The 23736-nt window shown below is 73.5% G+C and carries 18 protein-coding genes and 1 pseudogene; 10 read left to right on the top strand and 9 right to left on the bottom strand.

The window, feature by feature from the left end:
* Positions 1-5: 5 nt before the first annotated feature.
* Entirely contained in the window at positions 6-791 is a 786-nt protein-coding gene (locus tag MTP10_RS12840) for a sugar phosphate isomerase/epimerase family protein (protein WP_310709348.1), read from the top strand.
* Positions 788-1966 (top strand): annotated as a pseudogene (locus MTP10_RS41950) (MGH1-like glycoside hydrolase domain-containing protein); the annotation flags it as partial. The gene MTP10_RS12840 and the pseudogene MTP10_RS41950, both read left to right, overlap by 4 nt.
* 9 nt (positions 1967-1975) lie before the next feature.
* Here the strand turns inward: MTP10_RS41950 and MTP10_RS12835 are convergent.
* Both MTP10_RS12835 and MTP10_RS12830 read right to left on the bottom strand, forming a co-directional pair.
* Positions 1976-3136, bottom strand: coding sequence for a zinc-binding dehydrogenase (locus MTP10_RS12835; protein WP_310709347.1), 1161 nt, complete (start codon positions 3134-3136; stop codon positions 1976-1978).
* Entirely contained in the window at positions 3129-4097 is a 969-nt protein-coding gene (locus tag MTP10_RS12830; RefSeq protein ID WP_310709495.1) for a Gfo/Idh/MocA family oxidoreductase, read from the bottom strand. Before MTP10_RS12830 ends, MTP10_RS12835 begins: the two co-directional genes overlap by 8 nt.
* 99 nt (positions 4098-4196) lie before the next feature.
* Between MTP10_RS12830 and MTP10_RS12825 the strand changes: the two genes are divergently transcribed.
* The gene (locus tag MTP10_RS12825; protein ID WP_310709346.1) at positions 4197-5171 is read left to right on the top strand and encodes a glucosyl-3-phosphoglycerate synthase; all 975 of its coding nucleotides are present in this window, start codon (positions 4197-4199) and stop codon (positions 5169-5171) included.
* Positions 5168-6298, top strand: a complete 1131-nt coding sequence (locus MTP10_RS12820; RefSeq protein WP_310709345.1) for a glycosyltransferase — start codon at positions 5168-5170, stop codon at positions 6296-6298. The genes MTP10_RS12825 and MTP10_RS12820 overlap by 4 nt, the downstream gene beginning before the upstream one ends.
* A 28-nt stretch (positions 6299-6326) precedes the next feature.
* On the opposite strand, the gene MTP10_RS12815 is transcribed toward MTP10_RS12820, so the two are convergent.
* Complete coding sequence (locus MTP10_RS12815; RefSeq protein ID WP_310709344.1) at positions 6327-8747, bottom strand: FtsX-like permease family protein; 2421 nt, start codon at positions 8745-8747, stop codon at positions 6327-6329.
* 17 nt (positions 8748-8764) lie between these two features.
* Positions 8765-9496 (bottom strand): ABC transporter ATP-binding protein, encoded by a 732-nt coding sequence (locus tag MTP10_RS12810; protein WP_310709343.1) that lies wholly within the window; start codon positions 9494-9496, stop codon positions 8765-8767.
* Positions 9497-9594: 98 nt separating this feature from the next.
* Here MTP10_RS12810 and MTP10_RS12805 point away from each other — a divergent pair, with 98 nt between their 5' ends.
* A complete protein-coding gene (locus MTP10_RS12805; protein ID WP_310709342.1) occupies positions 9595-10203 on the top strand; it encodes a response regulator transcription factor in 609 nt (202 codons plus the stop codon).
* Positions 10204-10210: 7 nt separating this feature from the next.
* Here MTP10_RS12805 and MTP10_RS12800 read toward each other — a convergent pair whose 3' ends face one another.
* Both MTP10_RS12800 and MTP10_RS12795 read right to left on the bottom strand, forming a co-directional pair.
* Entirely contained in the window at positions 10211-12283 is a 2073-nt protein-coding gene (locus tag MTP10_RS12800) for a histidine kinase (protein ID WP_310709341.1), read from the bottom strand.
* Positions 12284-12353: 70 nt separating this feature from the next.
* On the bottom strand, positions 12354-13148 hold the full coding sequence (locus MTP10_RS12795; protein WP_310709340.1) for a universal stress protein: 795 nt from the start codon (positions 13146-13148) through the stop codon (positions 12354-12356).
* 190 nt (positions 13149-13338) lie between these two features.
* Between MTP10_RS12795 and MTP10_RS12790 the strand changes: the two genes are divergently transcribed.
* A complete protein-coding gene (locus MTP10_RS12790; protein WP_310709339.1) occupies positions 13339-13887 on the top strand; it encodes a phosphatase PAP2 family protein in 549 nt (182 codons plus the stop codon).
* Here the strand turns inward: MTP10_RS12790 and pip are convergent.
* The 3 genes from pip to mscL all read right to left on the bottom strand — a co-directional run bounded on the left by pip (position 13841) and on the right by mscL (position 15978).
* A complete protein-coding gene (gene pip, locus MTP10_RS12785; protein WP_310709338.1) occupies positions 13841-14812 on the bottom strand; it encodes a prolyl aminopeptidase in 972 nt (323 codons plus the stop codon). The genes MTP10_RS12790 and pip overlap by 47 nt on opposite strands.
* A 19-nt stretch (positions 14813-14831) precedes the next feature.
* Positions 14832-15422, bottom strand: a complete 591-nt coding sequence (locus tag MTP10_RS12780; protein WP_310709337.1) for a hypothetical protein — start codon at positions 15420-15422, stop codon at positions 14832-14834.
* A 121-nt stretch (positions 15423-15543) separates the two neighbouring features.
* Positions 15544-15978, bottom strand: a complete 435-nt coding sequence (gene mscL / locus MTP10_RS12775; protein ID WP_310709336.1) for a large conductance mechanosensitive channel protein MscL — start codon at positions 15976-15978, stop codon at positions 15544-15546.
* Positions 15979-16135: 157 nt separating this feature from the next.
* On the opposite strand from mscL, the gene glgX reads away from it, so the two are divergent.
* The 4 genes from glgX (at position 16136) to MTP10_RS12755 (ending at position 23702) form a co-directional block, all read left to right on the top strand.
* Positions 16136-18229 carry a glycogen debranching protein GlgX gene (glgX, locus tag MTP10_RS12770; RefSeq protein ID WP_310709335.1) on the top strand — a complete coding sequence of 698 codons (2094 nt, stop codon included), beginning with the start codon at positions 16136-16138 and terminating at the stop codon, positions 18227-18229.
* Positions 18222-20444, top strand: a complete 2223-nt coding sequence (gene treY, locus MTP10_RS12765; protein WP_310709334.1) for a malto-oligosyltrehalose synthase — start codon at positions 18222-18224, stop codon at positions 20442-20444. Before glgX ends, treY begins: the two co-directional genes overlap by 8 nt.
* Positions 20434-22176 carry a malto-oligosyltrehalose trehalohydrolase gene (gene treZ / locus MTP10_RS12760; RefSeq protein WP_310709333.1) on the top strand — a complete coding sequence of 581 codons (1743 nt, stop codon included), beginning with the start codon at positions 20434-20436 and terminating at the stop codon, positions 22174-22176. The genes treY and treZ overlap by 11 nt, the downstream gene beginning before the upstream one ends.
* 290 nt (positions 22177-22466) lie before the next feature.
* Positions 22467-23702, top strand: coding sequence for a hypothetical protein (locus MTP10_RS12755; RefSeq protein ID WP_310709332.1), 1236 nt, complete (start codon positions 22467-22469; stop codon positions 23700-23702).
* Positions 23703-23736 lie beyond the last annotated feature (34 nt).

Here is a 23736-nt window from a genome sequence, read left to right as displayed (position 1 = left end):
GACAAGTGAAGCTTTCCGTCCAGGAGCAGCTTCTGCCCGGCCGCACGCTGCAGGAGAAGTTCGCCTTCGCGGTCGACGCCGGCTTCGACGCCATCGAGCTGCGCGGCAAGGGCGACTTCCACTTCGCCACCCGCCTGACCGAGCTCAAGCGCGCCCTGGCCGACGGCGTCGTCATGCCGACCGTGTGCGTGGACATGCCGCACTTCATCGGCGACTTCGACCCGGTCCGGCGCAAGGACGCCATCCAGCAGCTCAGGTCGCAGCTCACCGTGATCGCCGAGCTGGGCGGCATCGGCGTGATGACGCCGGCCTCCTGGGGCCAGTTCTCGCGCCGGCTGCCGCCGTTCGAGCCGCCCCGCGGTCCGGACGAGGACCGCGAGGTGCTGGCCGAGGCGCTCACCACGCTCGGCGAGCACGCCCAGCGCAACGGCGTGCTCATCATGCTGGAGCCTCTCAACAGGTACGAGAATCACATGGTGAACACGCTGGCCGAGGCCGTGTCGTACTGCTCGATGGAGGCGATCCGGGTGGCCGGCGACACCTACCACATGAACATCGAGGAGGACGACCCCTGCCGCTCGATCCTGCGGGCCGCCCCCTACCTTGCTCATATGCAGGTCAGCGAGTCCAACCGCAACCAGCCCGGCACCGGCCACCTCGACTGGGGCGCCCAGATCGCCGCCCTCGACGCCGCCGGCTACGACGGCTACCTGGCGCTGGAGTGCCGCCTGCGTGGCGAGCCGGACATCGTCCTTCCCCAGACCGCCTCCTTCATCAGGAAATTCCTATGATCCTCCGCGATGCCGTCCGCGTGCTCGTCGCCAACTGGGACGGCAGCTACACGGTCCCCTCCCGCACCCTCTACCCCCACCAGTGGAGCTGGGACTCCGCCTTCATCGCCATCGGCAACGCCCAGTGGTCGCCGCGCCGGGCCAGGTCGGAGCTGCTGACGTTGTTCGGGGCACAGTGGCGCGACGGCCGGGTGCCGCACATCGTGTTCAACCCGGCGGTGCCGGAGGGCGCCTACTTCCCCGGACCGGAGTTCTGGCAGGTCAGCGCGCCCTCCGGGGCGCGGACCTCCGGCATCGTGCAGCCGCCCGTCCACGCGCTGGCCGCCTGGCGCGTCCACCTGGCCGACCCCGACACGGCGTTCCTGCGACGGATCTATCCCCGCCTGGTCGCCCAGCAGGAGTACCTGCGCACCGCCAGGCGCTCGCCCGAGGGGCTCATCTCGATCGTCCATCCGTGGGAGTCGGGCATGGACAACAGTCCGGCCTGGGACGCGCCGCTGGGCGCCGTCGAGCCCGAGCCGTCCGCGTTCGTGCGCCGCGACACCACCTACGTCAGCGTGGACGAGCGGCCCACCGACCGCGACTACGCGCGTTACACGACCCTCGCCCGCGCCTACCGCGACACCGGTTACCGTCGCTCCGACGCCTTCCGGGTCGAGGACCCGCTGTTCAACACCGCGTACGGCGTGGCCGAGGTGGCGCTGGCCCGGATCGCGCGGGCTGTCGGGCACGACCCCGAGCCGCACCTGCGTGAGGCCGCCGCGCACACCTCCGCGATGGCCGAGCACCTCTACGACGACGGCCTCTTCCACGCCCGCGACATGCTCACCGGCTGCCTGGTGCGCTCCAACAGCGCCGCCGGGCTGACCCCGCTCATGCTGCCCGGCCTGCCGCGCGAGCTGGTCAACGAGCTGATCGGCACCGGGCTCGACCGTTTCGGGCTCAAGGACGGGATCCTGCCGAGCTTCGCGCCGGCCGCGCCCGAGTTCGACCCGGTCCGCTACTGGCGCGGCCCCGCCTGGATCAACCTCACCTGGCTGATCTGGCGGGGCCTGCGGCGGCGCCGGCCCGACCTGGCGGCGCCGCTCGCCGAGGGCATGGTCCGCGCCGTCGCCGAGTCCGGGTTCCGCGAGTACTTCGACCCGTTCACGCTGGAGGGGCACGGCTGCCACGACTTCAGCTGGTCAGCCGCCCTCGTCCTCGACGTCGCAGCGGAGGACGGCCTGGACGGCGTGACGCCGGCGGGCGGCCAGATCCGCGAGGAGGCCCGGCGCCTCGGCGAAATCGGCGACCTCGGTGACGAGGTGCTCGCGTAGCACCGCGCCGCGCTGCCCGAGCAGGGCGATCGTCTCGTACGAGAGCCGCTCCCTGTCCCAGGCGTGCGCGAGCCCGCGCGGCACCCGGCCGATCTGCGCGCACCGCAGCGACAGGCCGTTGTGGTGGAACTCCTCGCCGAGCCGCACCTCGTCCGCGCCGCCGGTGTAGAAGGCCAGGTCCACGACCGTGCCCTGTGGCCGCAGCATGCGCAGGGCCAGCGCGAGCGCCCAGGCCTGCCCACGGCACTGGAACACCACGTCGGCGCCCCGGTCGTCCGGGCCGTGCCGCCAGCGGCGCTTGAGCTCCACCGCCGGGTCCTCCTCCGTGGCGAGGGCCCCGGCTTCCAGGGCTCGGGCGCCCAGGGCCTCGGCGATCCGCAGCCGGGCGGGCGTCTCGTCCGCCACCACGACCTCCGCCGCCCCGTGCGCCAGCGCGAACGAGGCCGTGAGCAGCCCCACCACGCCCGCCCCGACCACGGCCACGCGCCGCCCGCGCACGCCGTCACCGAGGTCCCGCACCGCGGGTCCGTGCAGGTCGGCGGCGGCGTGCAGCAGCCCGTTGGCGCAGATCGGCCCCATGTGCGCGACGTAGACGCCGAGCACCGGGTCGAGGCCGGCCGGCAGCTCCACGAACCGGTCGGTCAGCGGGTCGGCCACGTACCCGGTGCGGTGGCCGTACGCCATCGCGACCAGCGCGCCCTCGCGCACGGCCGCGGTACGGGCCTCGACCACCCGGCCGACCTGCATGTACCCGATGCCGCGCACGGGATAGCGGACCGCCGGCGCGCCCGGCCGGAACAGGCCGAGCACCCGGTCCCAGGAGGCGGCGAGGTATGGGTTGGTGCCCTTGACGTAGGTCAGCTCGGTGCCCGCGGAGATCCCGCTGTAGGCGGTCGCCACCCGGAACCCGCCCTCGGGCACCTCGGGCAGCTCCTCCTCGGCCAGGGCGATCTTGCCGGGGGCCTCGACGCACAGCACGCGGCTGCGCACCGTCGCGCCGCCCGTCACTCCGGCGCCGTGGTCAGTCATCCAGGGTCACCGGCCTTCCCTCGGCCGCCGATCTGGCCAGCGCGAGCGCCACCCGGTGGGTGCGCAGCGCCTCCGCGTACGGCACCCGCACGTCGCCGTCCGCGCCCCGCACGGCGTCGACGAACGCCCGGTCCACCAGCGTCTTCGCCCGTCCGGCGTCCTCGACGACCTGGCCGCCGTCGACGGTCAGCGAGGTCTCGGTCAGCTCCAGGGCGACGCCGTCGGCGTAGACCTCCAGTCCCGCCCGGTGCTTGTGCCGCAGCAGGCTCGTGGTGGCCAGGGTGCCGGTGGCGCCGCCCGCGAAGCTCAGCACGGCGGCCACGGCCCGGTCCACCTCCCCGGCGGCGCCGTCGCCGCCGGGCGCGGCGGGCACCGCGTGGACCATGGTGACCTCGCCGACCAGGACCCGGGCCAGGTCGAGGACGTGGACCGCCTGCTCGACGACCTGGCCGCCGGACCGGGCCGGGTCCAGCCACCAGCCGACCGGGGGAACCTTGTCGAGCCAGTGGCCGAGCGCCAGCCGTACCGGACGGTCGGCCAGCAGGTCACGGGCCCGGTCGAGAACGTCCAGGTAGCGCCAGTGATGCCCGACTGCCGAGGGCAGTCCACGCCGCTGGATTTCGGACGCGATGTTTTCCGCGGTCTTCAGGTCGAGTGCGAGCGGCTTTTCCACGAAAATCGGGAGATTACATGACAGAACATCATGCTCTGGCTTACCGTGCGCGAATGGGGGCACACAGACGTATACTGCGTCGAGTCTGCCCGCCTCCAGGAGCCCGGCATGGCCGTCAAAAGCCGGGACTCCGTGACGCGCGGCGAGCGCCTCGGCCTTGAGGGGATCGACGTCGGCGATTCCGGCGATCACCACATCGGGAAAACCTGACAGCACGTCCGCGTGACGCGCGGCGACATTTCCGGCACCGATGATGCCTACACGGGTGGTTGAGGACACATCTCGCATATCCCACTTTTGCGCAAAATCAAACAACACGTTCAAACGTGCGGCTATAGGGAACATATGCGCGACCGTGAACCCCTAAAACAGAACGGGGCTGAGTGCATGGAGACAGAACTGCGGGCCTTGGCCAGGGCTCGGGAATGGTACGGTCCCCACTCGAGCACCGCGACCGAGTGGGTCCCCGAGGCCCTGCTCCTCGCCAAGGGAACGACCACGGTGAGCGTCGTCCTGCCGGCTCGCAACGAGGAGTCGACGGTCGGCGACATCGTCACCGTGATCCGCCGCGAGCTCGTCGAGCGGGTTCCGCTCGTGGACGAGGTCCTCGTCGTCGACTCCAACTCGACCGACGCGACGGCCGAGCGGGCCGCCGCCGCGGGAGCACGCGTCGTGGCACAGAACGCGGTGCTCTCCCACCTGCCGCCCCTCACCGGCAAGGGTGAGGCCCTGTGGAAGGGCTTGGCGGCCTCCAGCGGGGACATCGTCGTCTTCGTCGACGCCGACCTGCGCGACTTCGGCGCGCACTTCGTCATCGGCCTCCTCGGGCCGTTGCTGACCGACCCCGGCATCCAGTTCGTCAAGGGCGCCTGCGAGCGGCCGTTCACCGGCGCCGACGGGGTGCGGCGGCGAGGAGGCGGCGGGCGGGTCACCGAGCTGGTGGCACGCCCGCTCATCAACATGTTCTGGCCCGAGCTGGCCGGGTTCCAGCAGCCGCTCGGCGGCGAGTACGCCGGCCGGCGCGAGACGCTGGAGCAGGTGCCGTTCGTCACCGAGTACGGCGTCGAGCTCGGGCTCCTCGTCGACCTGCTGGAGCTGGTCGGCCTCGACGCCATGGCCCAGGTGGACCTGGGCGTCCGGGTGCACTCCCACCAGTCCACCGCGGCACTCGGCCGGATGGCCGGGCAGATCCTGCACACCGCCTGGACCCGTCTCGAACGCCAGGGGCGGGTCATGGCCGCCCAGCCGCCCGCCCGCACGCTCCTGCAGTTCGGGCTCGACGGGCAGGCCTCGCTCATGAACGTCGTCGTGGCCGAGCGTCCTCCGCTCGCCTTGCTGCTCGCCGAGGAGGACGTCGCATGAACGTGCTGATCAACACGGGACCCTGGCTCCAGGTCCCGCCCTCCGGCTACGGCGGCATCGAGAACGTCGTGGCCACGCTCGTGCCCCCGCTGCGGGAGCGCGGGGTGCGGGTCGTCCTCGCCTCCGTCGGGTCGAGCACGCTGGAGGTGGACGAGCTGGTCAGCGTCTACGACTCCGGCCAGTTCGCGGAGCTGCAGAAACCGTACAACCAGGTCATGGGGCTGGCGCACGCCCACCAGGCCATGGTGGCGCGCGAGCTGCGCCGCCGCGACGACGTGGACCTCGTCCACGACCATCTGGAGGTGGTCGGTCCGGCCGTGCTCTCCGCCCTCGACGGGCCGCCCGTGCTGCACACCCTGCACTGGGACCTGCGCAAGCACGCCGCGTTCTACGGCGCCTTCCCCGAGTCGGTCGCCGCCAACGGCGTGTCGGAGTCACAGCTCCGCACCGCGCCGGCCGCCCTGCGCGAGGCGGCGCTCGGCGCGGTCCACCTGGCCACCCCGCTCGCCGGCGCCGCGCCCCGGGTGGAACGCGGCGAGCACCTGGTGGTCATGGGGCGGATCTGCCGGCTCAAGGGCCAGCACGTCGCGGCCCGCATCTGCCAGAAGCTGGGGCAGCCGCTGGCGCTCGCCGGGCCGGTCAGCGGCCTCGGCACGCCGGCCGAGCTGGACGCCGTCGTCCAGGACCCGTACCACCCGCTGCACGGCCACCCGGACGTCCGCTACCACCTGGAGGCGGTCGGCCCCTACCTCGACGGCGACCTGGTCCGCTGGGAGGGGGCCGTCGCGGGGCGGCGGCGCGACGAGCTGTACGGCTCGGCGCGGGCCGCCCTGTTCCCCGTCCAGTGGGACGAGCCGGGCGGCACCGCGGTGGTCGAGGCGCTCGCCCTCGGCGTGCCGGCCGTGGGGCTGCGCCGGGGCTGCCTGCCGGAGCTGATCGACCACGGCCGCACCGGATGGCTGGCCGACACCGAGGAGGAGCTGGCCGAGTACATCCTGCGGGTGGACGAGATCGACCCCGAGGAGTGCCGGGCGGAGGCCACCCGCCGCTTCTCGCCGGGCGTCATGGCGGACCGCTACCTGGAGCTGTACGAGGCCACGATCAGGCGGCGGCGAGCCGGCGCCTGATCGTGGCCGCCACGCTCGGGCGGCGTCCTCAGTGGACCGCGGGGCGCCGCCCGAGCACCAGCCGGGCCGGCAGGGCGGTGGCGGCGAGCGCGAGCGCCGCCGCCGCGCCGGCCACGGCCAGGTAACCCGGCACGGGCACGGACGGCGCCGCCGAGCCCGTCATGCCCGCGGCGAACGCCGTCAGCGTCACCAGCGCGATCAGCGTGCCCGCCCCGACCGACACGAGCACCGCGGCCAGCGTCTCCAGCCGCAGCACGCGCAGCACCTGCCGCCTGGTCGTGCCCACCAGCCGCAGCAGCGCCAGCTCGCCGGCGCGGTCCGAGGTGGACATGGCCAGCGTGTTGACCACGGCGATCGCGGTGAAGGCGATGACCAGTCCCATGGCCACGTAGTTCACCCCGGCGTCCGGGGCGCTCACCTCGGCGGCCTCGGCGCGGTCGAGCACCCGCAGTCCGGGCAGGGCCGCGGCGAGCCGGTCCCGGGTCAGCGCGGGAGCCGACACCAGCAGCGTGCCCGACGGGTCGTCCACGTGCGCGGCGACGAGCGCGTGGTCCAGCGTCACGTCGCCGAACCCGAGACCGCGGGAGTAGAGGGCGGCGACCCGCGGCGCGACCGGCGTGCCGTCGCCGAGCGTCAGCTCCAGCCGGTCGCCCACCCCCACGCCGAGCCGGGAGGCCGCGGTCCGGCTCAGCGCGACCGAGCCGGGGCCGAACCCGTCCAGGGACCCGGCCACGACGCCCAGGTCCACGGTCCGGGCGTCCGGCGTGAGGCCCTGCGCGCCGTACCGGTCGAGCCCGGCCCTGACGGAGGTGCGCACCACCTCGGTGACGGCCTCCACCCCGGCCACCCGGCGTACCCGGGCGGCGGGCGTGCCCTCCCGGAGCTCCGGACCCGTCGCGGCGGGCCGTTCGCGGCCGGACAGGACGAACCCGGCGCGGATGCCGGCGTCTGCCTGCTCGCCGGCCGCCTGACCGAGGGTGACGGGGACGAACAGGATCGTGCACGTCATGGCGACCATGAGAGTGAGCGGCGCCATGACCGAAGCCGTCCGCCCGGCGCGGGAGCGCAGGTTGCGCGCCGCGAGGTGGCCGGCGGCGCCGAGGGCGCCCAGCGGCGTCCCGAGCGCCGCGACCGCCGCCCGCGCCAGCACCGGACCGAGCAGCGCCACGGCCGCCGCCCACACCAGCGCGGTGAGCATCGTCACCGGGCTCGCCGCCGCCTCCGTCTCCAGCCCGGACAGCACCAGCGCGAGCGCCGCGCCGCCGGCGGCCAGCACCGCTCCGGCGACGATCCGGCCCGTCGCCGGACGGCCGCTCTCCAGCGCCGCCTCGCCCAGGGCCTCCCCCGGCCTGATCCGGGTGCCCCGCCGCGCCGACACCAGGGCCGCCACCCAGGCCGCCGCCACGGTCGCGACGAGCGCGGCCAGCGCCGGGAACGGGCTCACCACCAGCTCCAGGTTCTCCGGCATCGCGCCGAGCGCCACGAATCTCGACCGCAGCCAGAACCCCAGTCCCATTCCCGCCGCCGAGCCGAGCGTCCCGGCGGCCAGCCCGAGCAGCACCGCCTCGCCGCCCAGCAGCCGGCGCACCTGCCGCGGCGTGGCGGCCACGGCCCGCAGCAGCGCGATCTCCTGCTGCCGCTGCTGGACCGACAGGGCGAACGTGCCGGCCACGACGAGGATCGCCACCAGCAGCGAGGTGCCGCCGAGCGCGCCGCCCAGGCTCACCAGCCGGGTCCGCGCCTTCTCCGCGTCCAGGAACTCGACCGCCCCGCGCTCGTCCCCGGTGTAGGCGACAGGAGCGGCGTTCCGCCTGTCGCCCGCGTGCGCGGCCAGCACGGCGGAGACGTCCACCCGGGGGAACACCCCGATCGCGCTCACCAGCCCCGCGCGGCCGGCCAGCCGGCGCGCCTCCGCCGTGGACAGGAACACCGTGTCCTGCCCCGGCAGCGCCTGCGCGGTCACGCCGACGATCTGATGACGGCCCAGCCGCGCGCCGACGGCCAGCCCGGCGCGGGCGTCGACCACCACCTCGCCCGCCCTCCGCGGCTCCCGTCCCGACGCGATCGTGAACGGCGTGAGCGCGGCCGACTCCCACCCGTGCCCCAGCGCCGCGCCGAACGGGAACGTCACCTCCGGGACCACCCGCGACACCCCGGGCGCCGCGCGCAGCTCGTCCGCCAGCCCGGCGGGGATCCACGCCCGCTCCGCCAGCGGCTTGGCCTTGGTCTTCACCTTGTCGCCCGAGGTGACCGTCTGCCGCACGAAGCGGTCACCGGCCACGACCAGCGGCGCCCCCGCGTAGCGCTGCGGCGCGACCGTGCCGCGCAGCCCCGTGTCCAGCAGCATCAGGCAGGCGCACACCAGCGCCGCGGCGCAGAGCAGCGCCACGAACGCCCCCGCCACCCCCGCCTTGCGGTGCCGCAGCGAGCGGACCGCGAACCCCGTCATCCCCTGGGACCTCGCCATCACGTCCACGCCCCCAGCCGCGTCATGCGCTCGGCCACCTTGTCGGCCGACGGCGCGCCCATCGCGTCCACGATCCGCCCGTCGGCCAGGAACAGCACGGTGTCGGCGTACGAGGCGGCCACCGGGTCGTGGGTGACCATCACCACGGTCTGGCCCATGCCCTCCACCACCTCGCGCAGCAGCGTCAGCACGCCCCGGGCCGTCATCGTGTCCAGCGCCCCGGTCGGCTCGTCGCCGAAGACCACCTCCGGCTTCGTCACCAGCGCCCGGGCGATCGCCGCCCGCTGCTGCTGGCCGCCCGACAGCTCCGCCGGCCGCCGCCCGGCCCGCCCGTCCATGCCGACCCGGCGCAGCAGCTCCGCCGCCCAGAACGCGTCCACGCGGGCCCCGGCCAGCCGCAGGGGCAGCGTCACGTTCTCCGTCACCGTCAGCGACGGGACCAGGTTGAACGACTGGAACACGAACCCGACCCGCCGCCTGCGCAGCTCGGTCAGCCGGGTCTCGTCCATGCCGGCCAGCTCCGTGCCGCCCAGCCGCACCGAGCCCGAGGTCGGGACGTCCAGCCCGGCCGCGCAGTGCAGGAACGTGCTCTTGCCCGAGCCCGACGGCCCCATCACCGCCGTGAAGCTCCCGCGCGGGATCGCCACGGACACCTCGCGCAGGGCGGCCACGGCCCCCTGCCCCTTCCCGTACACCTTGCTCACGGCGTCGAGCCGCACCACGTCCGTCATGCCCTCAAGCCTGCTCAGCGGGCCGCCCCCGGACCAGAGACGCGATCACCGGTCGACCATGACGCCATCATGAACCGGACACTGATAGACATGTGCCCGTGATTCGCGTACTGCTGGCAGAAGATCAGCACGTGGTCAGGGGCGCGCTGGCGGCGCTGCTGGGCCTGGAGGCCGACCTGGAGGTCGTGGCGGCCGTGGACTCGGGCGACGCCGCCGTCGCCGCCGCGCCGGCCCACCGGCCGGACGTGGCCGTCATGGACATCGACATGCCGGGCCGGCTCGACGGCCTCGACGCGGCGAGCGAGATCCGCGCCCGGGTCCCCTCGTGCCGCATGCTCATGCTCACCGGGTACGGCAAGCCGGGGCACCTGCGCCGGGCGCTCGCGGCCCAGGTGGACGGCTTCCTGCTGAAGACGGCGCCGCCGGAGGACCTGGTGGCGGCCATCCGCAAGGTCGCGGCGGGGGAGCGGGTGCTGGACCCCTCGCTCGCGGTGGCGGCCTGGGGGCTGGCGGAGAACCCGCTGACCGGCCGCGAGGCGGACGTGCTCCGCCTGGCCGCCGGCGGCGCCGACGCCACGGACATCGCCGCCCAGCTGCACCTGACGGCGGGCACGGTCCGCAACTACCTGACGGGCATCGTGGCCAAGCTCAACGCCCGCAACCGCACCGACGCGGTCCGGATCGCCACGGAGGCCGGCTGGATCTGACGCCCGCTCACGCCGCCGGGATCGGGCAGGGCGTGGCGAGGAGGGGTGTCACGGCCTCCAGCTCGAACCAGCCGTCCCCCGCGGCGGTGGTCAGGCGGCCGTCGAGGGCGGCCAGCCGGGTCGTCAGATTGCCGATGCCGGACGAGCCGTGCCGGGCCCGCGCGCCCCGGGCGCCGTCGTTGCGGACGCGCAGCCGTACCACGCCGTCCTCCAGCGCCGTGGAGACGGCGCAGTGGCGTGCGGAGCTGTGGCGCAACACGTTCGTCACGGCCTCCCGCAGGACGGCGCTCAGCACCGTCTCGGCCTCGGCGGGCAGCGGCGGGTGGGCGAGGTCCACGGTGACCTCCACCCCCGCGGCCGACAGCACCGAGCGCGCCGAGGCCGCCTCGGAGGCCAGCGACAGGTCGCGATGCTCGCCGGAGACCGAGCGCAGGTCCGCCTCCGCCTGCTCGGCCAGGGCGATGACGCCCGTCAGCTCCGCACGGGCCCGCGCGGGGTCGAGCCGCCGGGCCAGCTCGCACTTCAGCAGGATGGCGGCCAGGCTGTGGCCGAGGAGGTCGTGCAGGTCGCGGGCGGCCCGCAGACGCTCCTCGACGACGGCCGCGCGGGCCAGCTCCTCGCGGGCAGCCTGGAGCTCCTTCACCTGCCGGGCCAGCCGCACCAGGCCGTACACGACGAGACCGGTGACCAGGGTGCTGACCGTGAAGTTCGCCGTGGCGGCGGAGGGCAGCCCGAAGGCCGTCCCCGCGACGGCCACCGCGGCCAGCACGGCCGCCACGAGCGGCCACGCCACCCGCCACCGGAACGCCAGCAGCACCGGCCCCGCCACGAACCCGGCCACACCCAGCCACACCGGCCCGAACACCGGCACGGGCGCGACCGCCAGCACGGTCATCACGCCCAGCGCCACCATGTGCCGCCCGTTGACGGACCGCAGCTGCATCGCGACGACCACGGCCAGGACCGCCGCCGCGGGCGCCACCATGCCCGCGGGCAGCGCCAGCAGGGCCTTCACGCTGAACCCCACCAGCACGGCCGCGAGCAGCCCGAGGACCACGCCGTACGACTCGCCGTACGTCGCCCGGCCCGTCTCCGCCTCGTCCTCGCCGGCGGCCCGGTGGGGCAGCGCGGCCTCGACGACGTAGCGGCCGTCCGGTGCGAGCCCCGCGGACAGGACGCCGCCCGCCGCCTCCACCTGCGCGGCCGTCGCGCCCGGCCGGCCGTCCTCGGCGGTCCGCCGGCCGTCGTCCGTGATCCGCAGCCGCACCGTCCCGTCCGTGTCCAGCGTCTCGATCAGGCACGTACGGGCGGCGCCGAGCCGGACGACGTCCGTCACCGCCTCCCGCAGCACGGCGGCGGGCACGGCGCCCGCCGGGCCCAGCGGCTCGGCGTGCCCCTCGCGCACCTCGGCCCCGATCCCGGCGGCGGCCAGCAGAGCGCGGGCGGTCGTCAGCTCGGGGCCGAGGGACATGGCCCGGTAGCCGGCGGCCGCCTCCCGGGCCATGGCCAGCGACTCCCGCGCCGTCCGCACCACCTCGGCCGGCATGTCGGCGCCCGCGAGGGCCCGCCGCACACCCTCGACGATCACCGCCAGGCTCCGGCCCAGGCCGTCGTTCAGCTCCGCCGCGATCCGCAGCCGCTCGTCGGCCGCCGCGCCCGCCGCCAGCGCCGCGCGGTTCGCGTGCAGCTCGCCGGCCCGGTCCACCAGCCGCCCCATGCCGTAGATGAGCAGCGACAGCAGCGCCGTCGTGATCGTGGCGTCCAGGGTGGCCCGCACCTCGCCGTGCCGCGCGTGCTCGATCACCGCCGCGCCCAGCCCCGCCAAGGGCGTCAGCGCCCCCCACCGCGACAGCAGCAGCGCCCCGCCCAGGAACCCGATCACCGCCACGGACGACCCGAGCCCGGCCGACAGCCCGGCCACCAGCGCGGCCTGCGCGGTGAGCAGCCACCCGCAGCGGCGCCACAGCACGTACGCGACCTGGACGCCGAAGACCGCCAGCGCCCCGGGGAATCCCGCGATCACGTACACGCCGGCGAATCCGGCCAGCACCACGACCACGATCAGCCGCGCCTGACGCACCCTTGCCCCCCTGTGACCCGACCCGTGAGGGCACCAGCCTAGGAGGGGCGGCGCGCCGATCGAATCCGGCTCAGCCGAACCCGCGCGGCAGCACCGTGACCGGGCACGGCGCCGCCCGCAGCACCTTCATGGCCAGCTCCCCGAGGAAGACCCGGTGCGGCTGCGCGTCCTCGCTGGCCGCGCACACCAGCAGCTCGCCGGGCGTCCACTCCAGCGTCTCCAGGGCCGAGGCCACGTCGTGCCCCTCGGCGATCTCCGCCTCGGCCTCGATGCCGGTCGACTCCCACGCCAGCCGTACGGCGAGGGCCAGGTCGTCGCCGAGCCGGCCCGGGTCCTCCGTCCGGAGGTCGAGCGTGATGAGCCGCAGCGGCACGCCCAGCCGCAGGGCCGTCTGCGCCACCCGCTCCACGGCGGCGTCGCACTGGGGCCGGTGGACGTAGGCGAGCGTGAGCCGCCCCGCCTCCTCGGGCGGGCGGTACCCGGCGGGCGCCAGCATCACCGCCTCCGGCGACAGGTGCAGCAGGTGGTCCGAGGTGGACCCGATCGCGATGCGCCCCCGCTGACCGCCGTCCGCCGACCCTGCCACGACCAGGTCGGCCCGGATCCGGCTGGCCAGGACGGACAGCCCGCGTCCCACGCCCCGGCTCTCGTAGGTGATGTACTCGGCGGGCATGCCGCCCAGCTCCTCGGCGGCGTGCGCCAGGTTGGCCTGCGCCTCCACGGCCTCGCCGGGACTGCCGGGCGGGTAGACCGTCGCCACCGTCAGCTCGCCGCCGGTGACCCGCGTGATGGCGGCGCCGAGGGCGAGAGCGTCACGTCCACCCGCGTCGGCGGTGTAGCCGACGATCACGTGCTCTCCGATCACGCATGCCTCTCTACCCGGCCGGAACTCCGCCTACGCCGCCGATCCGGCGTGCCGCGCCCTGACCTTCGTCCAGCCCGGCCCTCGGCCGATCGGCCGATCGGCGACACTCCGGGATCGGCCGGGAGTCGGACGCGAAAGCGGGTGATCTTCCGTAAAGTCGTGTCACTGCTCGTTCACCGATTGGACACGTGTGTACCGCGACATCGTCGACTTCGCCCTCGGCACGCCCGCATGGCTCCACACCCTCGCGGAGGTGGGCACCGACGCCGGCCTGTTCCTGTTCGCGGCGTTGTTCGTGCTGTGCTGGTGGCGGACCCGCAACGGGCCCGCGCGCGACCTGGCGATCGCGATCGCCGGCCCGGCCGGAGTGGTGTGCGCGTACGTCGTCAGCGAGGTCGTCAAGACCGTCGTCAGGGAGGACCGGCCGTGCCGGGGCGGCGTGGCGACGATCACCGCGTGCCCGCCGCCGGACGACTGGTCGTTCCCCAGCAACCACGCCGTGATCGCCGCCGGCGCGGCGGGCGCGCTGGTGCTGGCCTGGCGCGCGCTGGCCTGGCTGGTGCTGCCGCTGGCGGCGGTCATGGCGTTCTCGCGGGTGTTCGTCGGCGTCCACTACCCGCACGACGTGGCGGCGGGCTTCCTCATCGGCGTGACGCTGGCGCCGCTGTGCACGTTGCTGCTGGTCGGCGCGGTCACGCCGGTGGTACGGCTGGCGCGAAGCCGTCTGTCGCCGCGATGAGCCGGTCCACGATGCCCGGCTCGGTGGCGGAGTGCCCCGCGTCGGCCACCACGTGGAACTCGGCCTCGGGCCAGGCGCGGTGCAGGTCCCAGGCCGTGACCATGGGCGTGCAGGCGTCGTAGCGGCCCTGCACGATGACGGCCGGGATGTGGCGGACCTTGCCGACGTCGCGGATGAGCTGCTCCGGCTCGAACCAGCCCAGGTGGGTGAAGTAGTGGTTCTCGATCCGGGCGAAGGCCACCGCCATGCGCTCCTGGCCGAAGTCCGCGATCAGCTCCTCGTCCGGCAGCAGCGTGACCGTGGAGCCCTCCCACTGCGCCCACGCTCGCGCCGCCGCCAGCCGCGCCTCGGGGTCCTCGCCCTCCAGCCGGCGGCGGAAGGCGGCGATCAGGTCGCCCCGCTCCTCCTCGGGGATCGGCGCCACGTACGCCTCCCACCGGTCGGGGAACAGGTACGAGGCGCCCTCCTGGTAGAACCAGCGCAGCTCCTGGGGCCGCAGCGTGAAGATCCCCCGCAGCACCAGCTCGGTCGTGCGCTCCGGGTGGGTCTGCGCGTACGCCAGGGCGAGCGCGCTGCCCCACGACCCGCCGAACACCTGCCACGCCTCGATGCCGAGATGCTCGCGCAGGCGCTCCATGTCGGCGACGAGGTGCCAGGTGGTGTTGTGCTCCAGCGACGTGGCGGGGTCGCTCGCGTGGGGGCGGCTGCGCCCGCAGTTGCGCTGGTCGAACAGCACCACCTTGTACAGGTCGGGATTCCACTGCCGGCGGTGCTTGGCCGTGCACCCACCGCCCGGGCCGCCGTGCAGCATCACGGCCGGCTTGCCGGCGGGGTTGCCGCACAGCTCCCAGTAGATCTCGTTGCCGTCCCCCACATCCAGGAAGCCGGAGTCGTAGGGCTCGACGGGCGGGTAATGGGTTCTCATCCCGCCGATCCTGCCACCCTCAGGACCACTCGTGCCGGCTCAGGAAGGACCGGTCGCCGGTGGCGTACTCGTGGAACGCCTGCCGGACATCGTCGAGGCGCGGCATCAGCGTCCGCACCATGTGCCCTTCCTTGTACTCCACCTCGTACGCGGGCTCGCCCTGCTCGGCGGGGGACACCTGGATGAAGTGGTGCCCGAAGGTCACCAGGGCCGCGAACGGGTTCTGCGCCGACAGGGTGGCCAGCACGTCGTGGACCAGCCCCAGGTCCGGGTCGTGGACCACCATGCCGTCGCCCGTGTGGAGCTGCATGCCCTGGTGGACGCCGAGCGGGCCGACGTTGTGGACGAGGTCGCGCTGCGGGTCGTAGCAGACCAGCCCGTGCGCCCGCGCGACGGTGAACACCTGGCCGGACATCTCGTCCATCGACTCCAGGTCCATCGTCACCAGCACGTGCCCGGGGAACACCGTGACGAGCCCCGGCAGCTCCTTGGCGACCTCCGGCAGCGCGCCCTGGACCGGCCTGCCCTTCTTCGCGGCCAGGTACGCGGCCCGCGCCTGATCCCTGGAGATCGGCACGGGCTCGTCCCAGACCATCAACTCAACGCTCACCCGCCCATCCTGCCCAACCCCCGGCCCCTTTGAAGCCCACAACCTGCCAAAACCCCACACCCCATGCGTACTGGGCACCTCTGCGCCTTCCGCCCGTCCCTGCCCGGTCCACCCCAAGCTTCTACCGGGGCTCGGTCACGGCCGGCTTCTCGGAGTCGGGGACCAGCGGCGAGGTGCAGTGGGCGCACCGGCGCGCCTCCGTCGGGACGTCGCTCAGGCACTCCGGGCACTGCCGGGTCGGGACCTCCTGGTCCCGGTCGAACAGGCTGACCAGCCGCGTCATCGGCAGCACGACCAGCCAGTACACGACGGCCGCGATGATGAGGAAGGTGATGAGATGGTTGAGGAAGTCGCCGTACCTGAACTGGCTGCCGTTGACGGTGAAGGAGTACTGAGCGAAGTCCGGCTTCCGCCCGCCGGTCACGGCGCCGATCAGCGGGGTGATGAGATCGGCGACGAGCGCCTGCACGAGCCCGCTGAACGTCGCGCCCACGATCACCGCGACGGCCAGCTCCACGATGTTGCCCCGTAAGAGGAACTTCTTGAATCCACTCATGGAACGCCTACGTGACCGGGGGACGGGCGGTCAAACGCGACGCGGAGACAGGCTAAGGGGCCGTTCTGTGGGAAGGACCTGATCCGTCTACGGGGAGCCGGCCTTGTCCGGTGGAGCGGGGGAACGGAACATGGGGAAGAGCCGTAAGGGAGCCTTGATGATCGAAGTGTGGCCGGGAGACCCCTATCCGCTCGGGGCCACCTATGACGGCGCGGGCACCAACTTCGCGCTGTACACCGAGGCCGCCGACAAGGTGGAGCTGTGCCTGTTCGACGAGAAGAACAAAGAGACGCGGGTGGCTCTGACCGAGGTGGACGGGTTCATCTGGCACGGCTACCTGCCCGGCGTGAACCCCGGCCAGCGTTACGGCTACCGCGTCCACGGGCCGTACGACCCGGCGCAGGGCATGCGGTGCAATCCGAACAAGCTGTTGCTCGACCCGTACGCGACGGCGATCGAGGGTGACGTCAAGTGGGACGAGGCGGTGTACGGCTACCGGTTCGGCCAGCCCGACTCGCGCAACGACATGGACTCCGCCCCGTACATGCCGCGGTCCATCGTGATCAACCCGTTCTTCGGATGGGGCCACGACCGGCCGCCCGCCACGCCGTACCACGACACCGTGATCTACGAGGCGCACGTGCGCGGGCTCACCATCGCGCACCCGAAGATCCCCGAGCACCTGCGCGGCACGTACGCGGCGCTGGGTCACCCGGAGATCCTCGACCACCTGACCAAGCTCGGGGTGACCGCCATCGAGCTGATGCCGGTGCACCAGTTCGTCACCGACCACATCCTGGAGGAGCGGGGGCTGGCGAACTACTGGGGCTACAACTCGATCGGCTTCTTCGCCCCGCACAACCGCTACTCCAGCCAGGGGCAGCGCGGCGGGCAGGTGCCGGAGTTCAAGGCCATGGTGCGCGCCCTGCACGAGGCGGGCATCGAGGTCATCCTGGACGTCGTCTACAACCACACGGCCGAGGGCAACCACCTGGGGCCCACGCTCGGGTTCAAGGGCATCGACAACGCCAACTACTACCGGCTGGTCGACGGCGACCCGCGCTACTACATGGACACCACGGGCACCGGCAACAGCCTGCTGATGCGCTCCCCGCACGTGCTCCAGCTCATCATGGACTCGCTGCGGTACTGGGTGACGGAGATGCACGTCGACGGCTTCCGCTTCGACCTCGCCTCCACCCTGGCGCGCGAGCTGCACGAGGTGGACCGGCTGAGCGCCTTCTTCGACCTGGTGCAGCAGGACCCGGTGCTGTCGCAGGTCAAGCTCATCGCCGAGCCGTGGGACGTCGGCCCGGGCGGCTACCAGGTGGGCAACTTCCCCTCGCGCTGGACCGAGTGGAACGGCCGCTACCGCGACACCATCCGCGACCTGTGGCGGGGGCAGGCGGCGACGCTGCCGGAGTTCGGCTCCCGGCTCACCGGCTCCAGCGACCTCTACCAGGACGACAGCCGCCGCCCCGCCGCCTCGATCAACTTCGTCACCTGCCACGACGGCTTCACCCTGCAGGACCTCGTCTCGTACGACCACAAGCACAACGAGGCCAACAAGGAGGGCAACCGCGACGGCAGCGACGACAACCGGTCCTGGAACTGCGGCGCCGAGGGCCCGGCCGACCTGGCCGTCGAGTCGCTGCGCGAGCAGCAGAAGCGCAACTTCCTGACCACGCTGTTCCTGTCGCAGGGCGTGCCGATGCTCTCGCACGGCGACGAGCTCGGCCGCACCCAGCGCGGCAACAACAACGGCTACTGCCAGGACAACGAGCTGACCTGGGTCGACTGGTCGGACGTGCGCGAGAACTGGCTGCTGCTGGAGTTCACGCAGAGCCTGGCCGCGCTGCGCAAGAAGCACCCGGTGTTCCGGCGCAGGCGGTTCTTCTACGGCCGGCCGGTGCGCGGCCTGAGCGACATCGCTTGGCTCACCCCGGCCGGGGATGAGATGACCGACGCCGACTGGAACGTCGGATACGCCAGGTCGCTGGCCGTGTTCCTGAACGGCGACGCCATCACCGAGCCGGACCGGCGCGGCCGGCCCATCCGCGACGACTCGTTCCTGCTGCTGTTCAACGCCCACCACGACACCATCAAGTTCACGATCCCCAAGGACTACGGAGAGATGTGGCAGACCGAGATCGACACGGCGATGCCGATCAGCCTGGACATCCGGGTCTGCCGGGCCGGTGAGAAGGTGGGCGTCCCCGGCCGCAGTGTGAGAGTGCTGCGTCGTGTCTAGGCCCCTGTCGACCTACCGCGTCCAGCTCACCCCCGACTTCGGCTTCGCGCAGGTGGCGCAGATCGCCGGCCACCTGCGCGACCTGGGGGTCACCCACGTCTACCTGTCGCCGATCCTCCAGGCGACCCCCGGCTCGCTGCACGGCTACGACGTCACCGACCACTCGCGCATCCGCGAGGAGTTCGGCGGCGCCAAGGGCTTCAGGGAGATGGCCGAGCAGCTCGCCGCCCACGATCTCGGCATCGTGGTCGACATCGTGCCGAACCACATGAACACCACCAACGCCCAGTTCTGGTCGGTGCTGCGCGACGGGACCGCCTCGCCGTACGCCCGCTGGTTCGACATCGAGTGGGAGGACGGGAAGGTGGCGCTGCCCGTGCTGGGCGACGACACCGAGCCCGTCGTGGACGGCGACGTGCTGCGCTACCACGAGCACGAGTTCCCCCACCCGGGGCACTACCGGCTCGTGGACTGGCGCGAGGGGCCCGGCTACCGGCGCTTCTTCGACGTCTCCACGCTGATCGGGCTGCGGGTCGAGGACCCCGAGGTGCTCTTCGCCACCCACGAGGTGATCTTCTGGCTGCTCGACGAGGGGCTCGTCGACGGGCTGCGGATCGACCACCCCGACGGCCTCGCCGAGCCGCGTGGCTACCTCGAACGGCTGCGCGCCAGGACCGGCGACACGTGGACCGTCGTGGAGAAGATCCTCATCGGCGGCGAGCGGCTGCCGGAGGACTGGCCGTGCGACGGCACCACCGGCTACGAGGTGCTCAACCGCGTCAACGGCCTGTTCGTCGACCCGGCGGGTGCGCCGCCGCTGCTGGAGCTGTTCACCCGCCTGACCGGGCAGCCCGCCGACTACCGGGAGGTGGTGGCGCGCTCGAAGAGCGAGGTCCTGGACCTGTTCTTCGGCGCCGAGGTCCGGCGCCTGGCCCAGGCGACCGGCGCCGAGCCGGAGACGGTGGCCGAGCTGCTGGCCGCGATGCCGGTGTATCGGGCGTACATCGTGCCGGGGGAGCCGCCGCCGCCCGAGTCGGTCGAGATCGTCGAGCGGGCCGCCGCGGCCTGCTCCCCGGCCGCGCAGCGGCTCGCCCAGCAGGTCCTGTACGGCCCGCCGGAGGTCGTCACCCGCTTCCAGCAGGCGTGCGGGCCCGTCATGGCGAAGGGCGTCGAGGACACGGCGCTGTACCGGTGGTTCCCGCTGTCCTGCCTCAACGAGGTGGGCGGCGAGCCGGACGTATTCGGGATCCCGGTCGAGGAGTTCCACGCGTTCTGCGCGCAGATGTGGCCCCACTCGATGACCACGCTGTCCACGCACGACACCAAGCGGTCGGAGGACGTGCGCGCCCGGCTGTCGGTGCTGTCGGAGCTGCCCGAGGAGTGGGAGGAGGCCGTCACCGCCTGGTCGTCGGCTGTCTCCCACGACCCCCACCTCGACTACCTGGCCTGGCAGAACCTCATGGCGGCCTGGCCGATCTCCGCCGACCGGTTCGCCGGCTACCTGCTCAAGGCGGCGCGGGAGGCCAAGACCGCCATCTCCTGGGTCGACCCCGACCCCGGCTACGAGCAGCGGCTGCGCGACTTCGCCGAGGCCGCCGTCAAGCTGCCCGTCGGGGAGTTCACCTCGCGGATCGACCGCTACGCCATGTCGAACTCGCTGGGCGCCAAGCTGGTGCAGCTCATGATGCCGGGCGTCCCGGACGTCTACCAGGGCAACGAGACGACCGACTTCTCCCTGGTGGACCCGGACAACCGGCGGCCCGTCAGCTACCCGCGCACCCCCGAGTCGGAGTGGGACGCGGCCAAGCTGCTGGTCACCACCCAGGCGCTCCGGCTGCGCCGCCGCCTGGGCGCCGACGCCGCGTACACGCCGCTGGCGGCGGACGGCGAGGCCGCCGAGCACGTGATCGCCTTCGCGCGGGGCGGCGGCGCGTTCGCCGGCTCTGTCACGGACGGCGCGCTCACCACCGGCGGCCCGGCGGCCGCGGGCGGCACCGGCACCCCGGGCGACGAGGGGCGGGCGCGGGCCGTCGCCGTCGCCACCCGCCTCCCGGTGCGCCTGGCCCGCCGCGGCGGCTGGGGCGCCACCACGCTCACGCTGCCCCCCGGCTCCTGGCGTGACCTGCTCACCGGCGCCGTCCACACGGGCCGAGTCCCGCTCGCACACCTGCTCAACCGGCATCCCGTCGCACTTCTGGAGAGACATGACCTTTAGCGACAAGACCTTCGAGGTCTGGGCACCGAAGGCCACGGCTGTCGAGATCGACGTCCTCGGCGGCAGGCGGCCCATGCGGCAGCGGCCGGACGGCTGGTGGACGGCCGACGTGCCGGAGGCCACCCACGGGACGCGGTACGCGTACGTGGTGGACGGCGGCGGGCCGTACCCCGACCCGCGCTCGCGGCGGCAGCCCGACGGCATCTTCGGCCCGAGCGCCGTCTACGACCACGGCCGCTTCACCTGGTCCGACGACGAGTGGACCGGCCGCGACCTGCGCGGGTCGGTCGTCTACGAGATGCACGTCGGCACGTTCACCCAGGAGGGGACGTTCGAGGCGGCCGTCGAGCGGCTCGACCACCTGTCGGAGCTGTGCGTCGACTTCGTGGAGGTCATGCCGGTGGCGCCCGTGCCGGGCGGGCGCAACTGGGGCTACGACGGGGTGGACCTGTACGCGGTCAACGAGACGTACGGGGGGCCCGACGGGCTCAAGTCCTTCGTGGACGCCTGCCACCGCAAGGGCATCGGCGTCATCCTCGACGTGGTCTACAACCACCTCGGCCCGTCGGGCAACTTCCTGCACCCGTTCGGCCCGTACTTCTCTGGCTTCGCCGGGAGCTACTGGGGCGAGGCGGTCAACCTCGACGGGCCCGGCTCCGACGAGGTGCGCCGCTACTTCATCGAGAACGCGTTGCAGTGGCTGCGCGACTACCACATCGACGGGCTGCGGCTCGACGCCGTCCACGCGCTGCACGACAAGCGCGCCACGCACCTGCTGGCCGAGCTGTCGGCCGAGGTGGACGCGCTGGCCTGCGCCGTCGGCCGGCCGCTGTCGCTCATCGCCGAGTCGGACCTGAACGACCCGCGCATGGTGCGCTCGCTGGACGCCGGCGGCCTCGGCATGACCGCGCAGTGGAACGACGACGTCCACCACGCCCTGCACACCGCGGTCATCGGCGAGACCCACGGCTACTACGAGGACTTCGCCGGCCTGGACGCCCTGGCCAAGGTGCTGACCTCGGGCGTCGTCCACGACGGCGGCTACTCCACGTTCCGGGGCCGCACGCACGGCAGCCCGTACACGGGGGTGCCCGGCCACCGGCTCGTCGCCTGCCTCCAGAACCACGACCAGATCGGCAACCGCCCGGCGGGCGACCGGCTGCCCGTTCCCGCGCTCAGGCTGGGCGCGGGGCTGCTGCTGACGTCGCCGTTCACGCCCATGCTGTTCATGGGGGAGGAGTGGGGGGCGCGCACGCCGTTCCCGTTCTTCTCCGACCACGTCGAGCCGGAGCTGCGCGAGTCGGAGGACCACCGCCGCGAGCAGGAGTTCGAGGGCTTCGGCTACGCGTGGGAGGCGCCGCACCCGTCGGACGAGCAGACGTTCCTCAACGCCAAGCTCGACTGGGGGGAGCTGAAGGAGGAGGCGCACTGGTCGCTGCTGTGCTGGTACCGCGACCTGATCGCCCTGCGCAAGGCGCTGCCGGAGCTGTCGGACCCGCGCTTCGACCGGGTCCGCGTCGAGCACGACCCGGGGGGCGACTGGCTGGTCATGTGGCGCGGCGAGTCGGTGTGCGTGGCGGTGAACTTCGGCGCCGACGCGGTGACACTGCCGGTGCGGGTGGCGTCTGTGCTGCTGGCGGCGGACGACAACGTGTCGGCGGGCGAGGACGGCCTCCGACTCCCCTCCCAGAGCCTCGCCATCTGCCGCACGACCCAGGCCCCGCCCACCTGACGCCCCCTGTCACCAGAGCCCCTGTCACCAGAGGCCCTGTCACCAGAGGCCCTGCCGGTGCGCCCTCGCCACTACGTACCGGCGAGGGCGCACTGGCCTGATCCGGCGGGATGCCCACGAGTCCTGCCCCGCCCCTGCCATCCACGGAACCGGTACGTCAGCCTGCCCCGGGCCCCGTCATCCACAGCCGCCCGGTGCCCGGCCCCACCATCCACAGAACCGCATTCGGCCGCACCGCCCACCCACCCTCTTCGCCACCCTGAGGGCCTCACCCCGTCCCGGAGGCCCACATGAAGATCACCCTGCCCGTCCCCGCATCCCTGACGTGCCGGTTCGTCGTCGCCGTCGAGCGCCTGCCACGCCCGGTCCCGGAGCTGGTGCCCTGGCGCGTCGGCCGCCCGTTCCGCAAGGCCGCGATGATCGCCTACGGCACACCCGGCCTCGAAGTAGCCACCCAGGCTCCCCTCCCGCCATGGGAAGATCCCCATCCCACCCCCTGGAGACCGACGGCCGCCACGCTGCACCACGACGAGCGGCAGCTACTACGCCGGGCGAGACACCACCTCGTCGTCTCCTCGACGGCGCCACCGCACGCACTCCCCGGCAACGCGCAGGTCGCCCGCGCCACGGCCCGGGCCCTGGCCCGGCAGTGCGGCGGTCTGGTCATCGACCCGCTGACGGGCACGACGGTGCCCCACTGCGACCGGTGCCCCGACGAGCCCGCCGAGTTCCGGCCGGCCGACGACTGGCTGGGCTGGGACATCCAGGTCCACGACGACGCGACGTGCCCGCCGTGGGACCCGGCCGACACGGCGGCGTGCGACTGCCTGCGGGTGACCTCCCGGGGCCTGCGCCGCTTCGCGCTGCCGGAGATCACCATCGACGGTGCGGCCTGCGCGCACACGCTGTGCGCGACCAACCTGCTCCGCGCGGTGGCCCACCGCCTGGTGGCGGACCACCTGACGTTCCTGGCCGCGCACCCGGAGGCCGACGTCCGCGTGATCGACGACCACCTCCACATCGGCCCACCGGCCGAGCCGCTGTCCGGCATATCGGCCGAGCGGCTGCGACCACCCGGCTGCGCCACGTCCGTCCCGGCCGTACAGGCCCCGCGTGTCACGTCCGTCCCGGCGGCGGCCGTACAGGCCCCGCCTGCCGCCTCCGTCCCGGCGGCCGTACAGGCCCCGCCTGCCACGTCCGTCCGGGCGGCCGTTCTGGCCCGGCGCGCCACGTCGGTCCCGGCGGCCGTTCAAACCCGGCGTGCCACCTCTTCAGCCGCTACCGCGTTCGACGGTCCGTCCTTCGGCGTACGCCTGACCCCCTGCGAGCCGCAGGCCCCGGGCGCGGGCCGGCCCGGCAGCGTCCGCCGCCTCAAGGTCGCCCCGGTCCCCGGCACGGGGCAGGCGACGTGCCTCAAGGTCGGCCCGCCCTCCGGCTTCACCGGCTCCCTCAACGACTGGCTCTGCGCCACCCAGGAGGCGACCCCGTTCCGACACACCCCTTCGCCCTACCCCCTCGCAGCATGAGCGGCAACCTGCGCCCGGCTCGTGGTCCGGCAGG

It is taken from the genome of Nonomuraea sp. 3-1Str, assembly GCF_031570565.1.
Classification (GTDB): Bacteria; Actinomycetota; Actinomycetes; order Streptosporangiales; family Streptosporangiaceae; genus Nonomuraea.
This window is presented reverse-complemented; position numbering and strand designations above follow the sequence as displayed.

Bases quoted from the DNA above. Each gene is read 5' to 3' on its own strand.
- MTP10_RS12835 (WP_310709347.1), bottom strand. From the start codon at position 3,136: ATGACTGACCACGGCGCCGGAGTGACGGGCGGCGCGACGGTGCGCAGC.
- MTP10_RS12830 (WP_310709495.1), bottom strand. From the start codon at position 4,097: ATGCGAGATGTGTCCTCAACCACCCGTGTAGGCATCATCGGTGCCGGA.
- MTP10_RS12825 (WP_310709346.1), top strand. From the start codon at position 4,197: ATGGAGACAGAACTGCGGGCCTTGGCCAGGGCTCGGGAATGGTACGGT.
- MTP10_RS12820 (WP_310709345.1), top strand. From the start codon at position 5,168: ATGAACGTGCTGATCAACACGGGACCCTGGCTCCAGGTCCCGCCCTCC.
- MTP10_RS12815 (WP_310709344.1), bottom strand. From the start codon at position 8,747: ATGACGGGGTTCGCGGTCCGCTCGCTGCGGCACCGCAAGGCGGGGGTG.
- MTP10_RS12810 (WP_310709343.1), bottom strand. From the start codon at position 9,496: ATGACGGACGTGGTGCGGCTCGACGCCGTGAGCAAGGTGTACGGGAAG.
- pip (WP_310709338.1), bottom strand. From the start codon at position 14,812: ATGAGAACCCATTACCCGCCCGTCGAGCCCTACGACTCCGGCTTCCTG.
- mscL (WP_310709336.1), bottom strand. From the start codon at position 15,978: ATGAGTGGATTCAAGAAGTTCCTCTTACGGGGCAACATCGTGGAGCTG.
- glgX (WP_310709335.1), top strand. From the start codon at position 16,136: ATGATCGAAGTGTGGCCGGGAGACCCCTATCCGCTCGGGGCCACCTAT.
- treZ (WP_310709333.1), top strand. From the start codon at position 20,434: ATGACCTTTAGCGACAAGACCTTCGAGGTCTGGGCACCGAAGGCCACG.
- MTP10_RS12755 (WP_310709332.1), top strand. From the start codon at position 22,467: ATGAAGATCACCCTGCCCGTCCCCGCATCCCTGACGTGCCGGTTCGTC.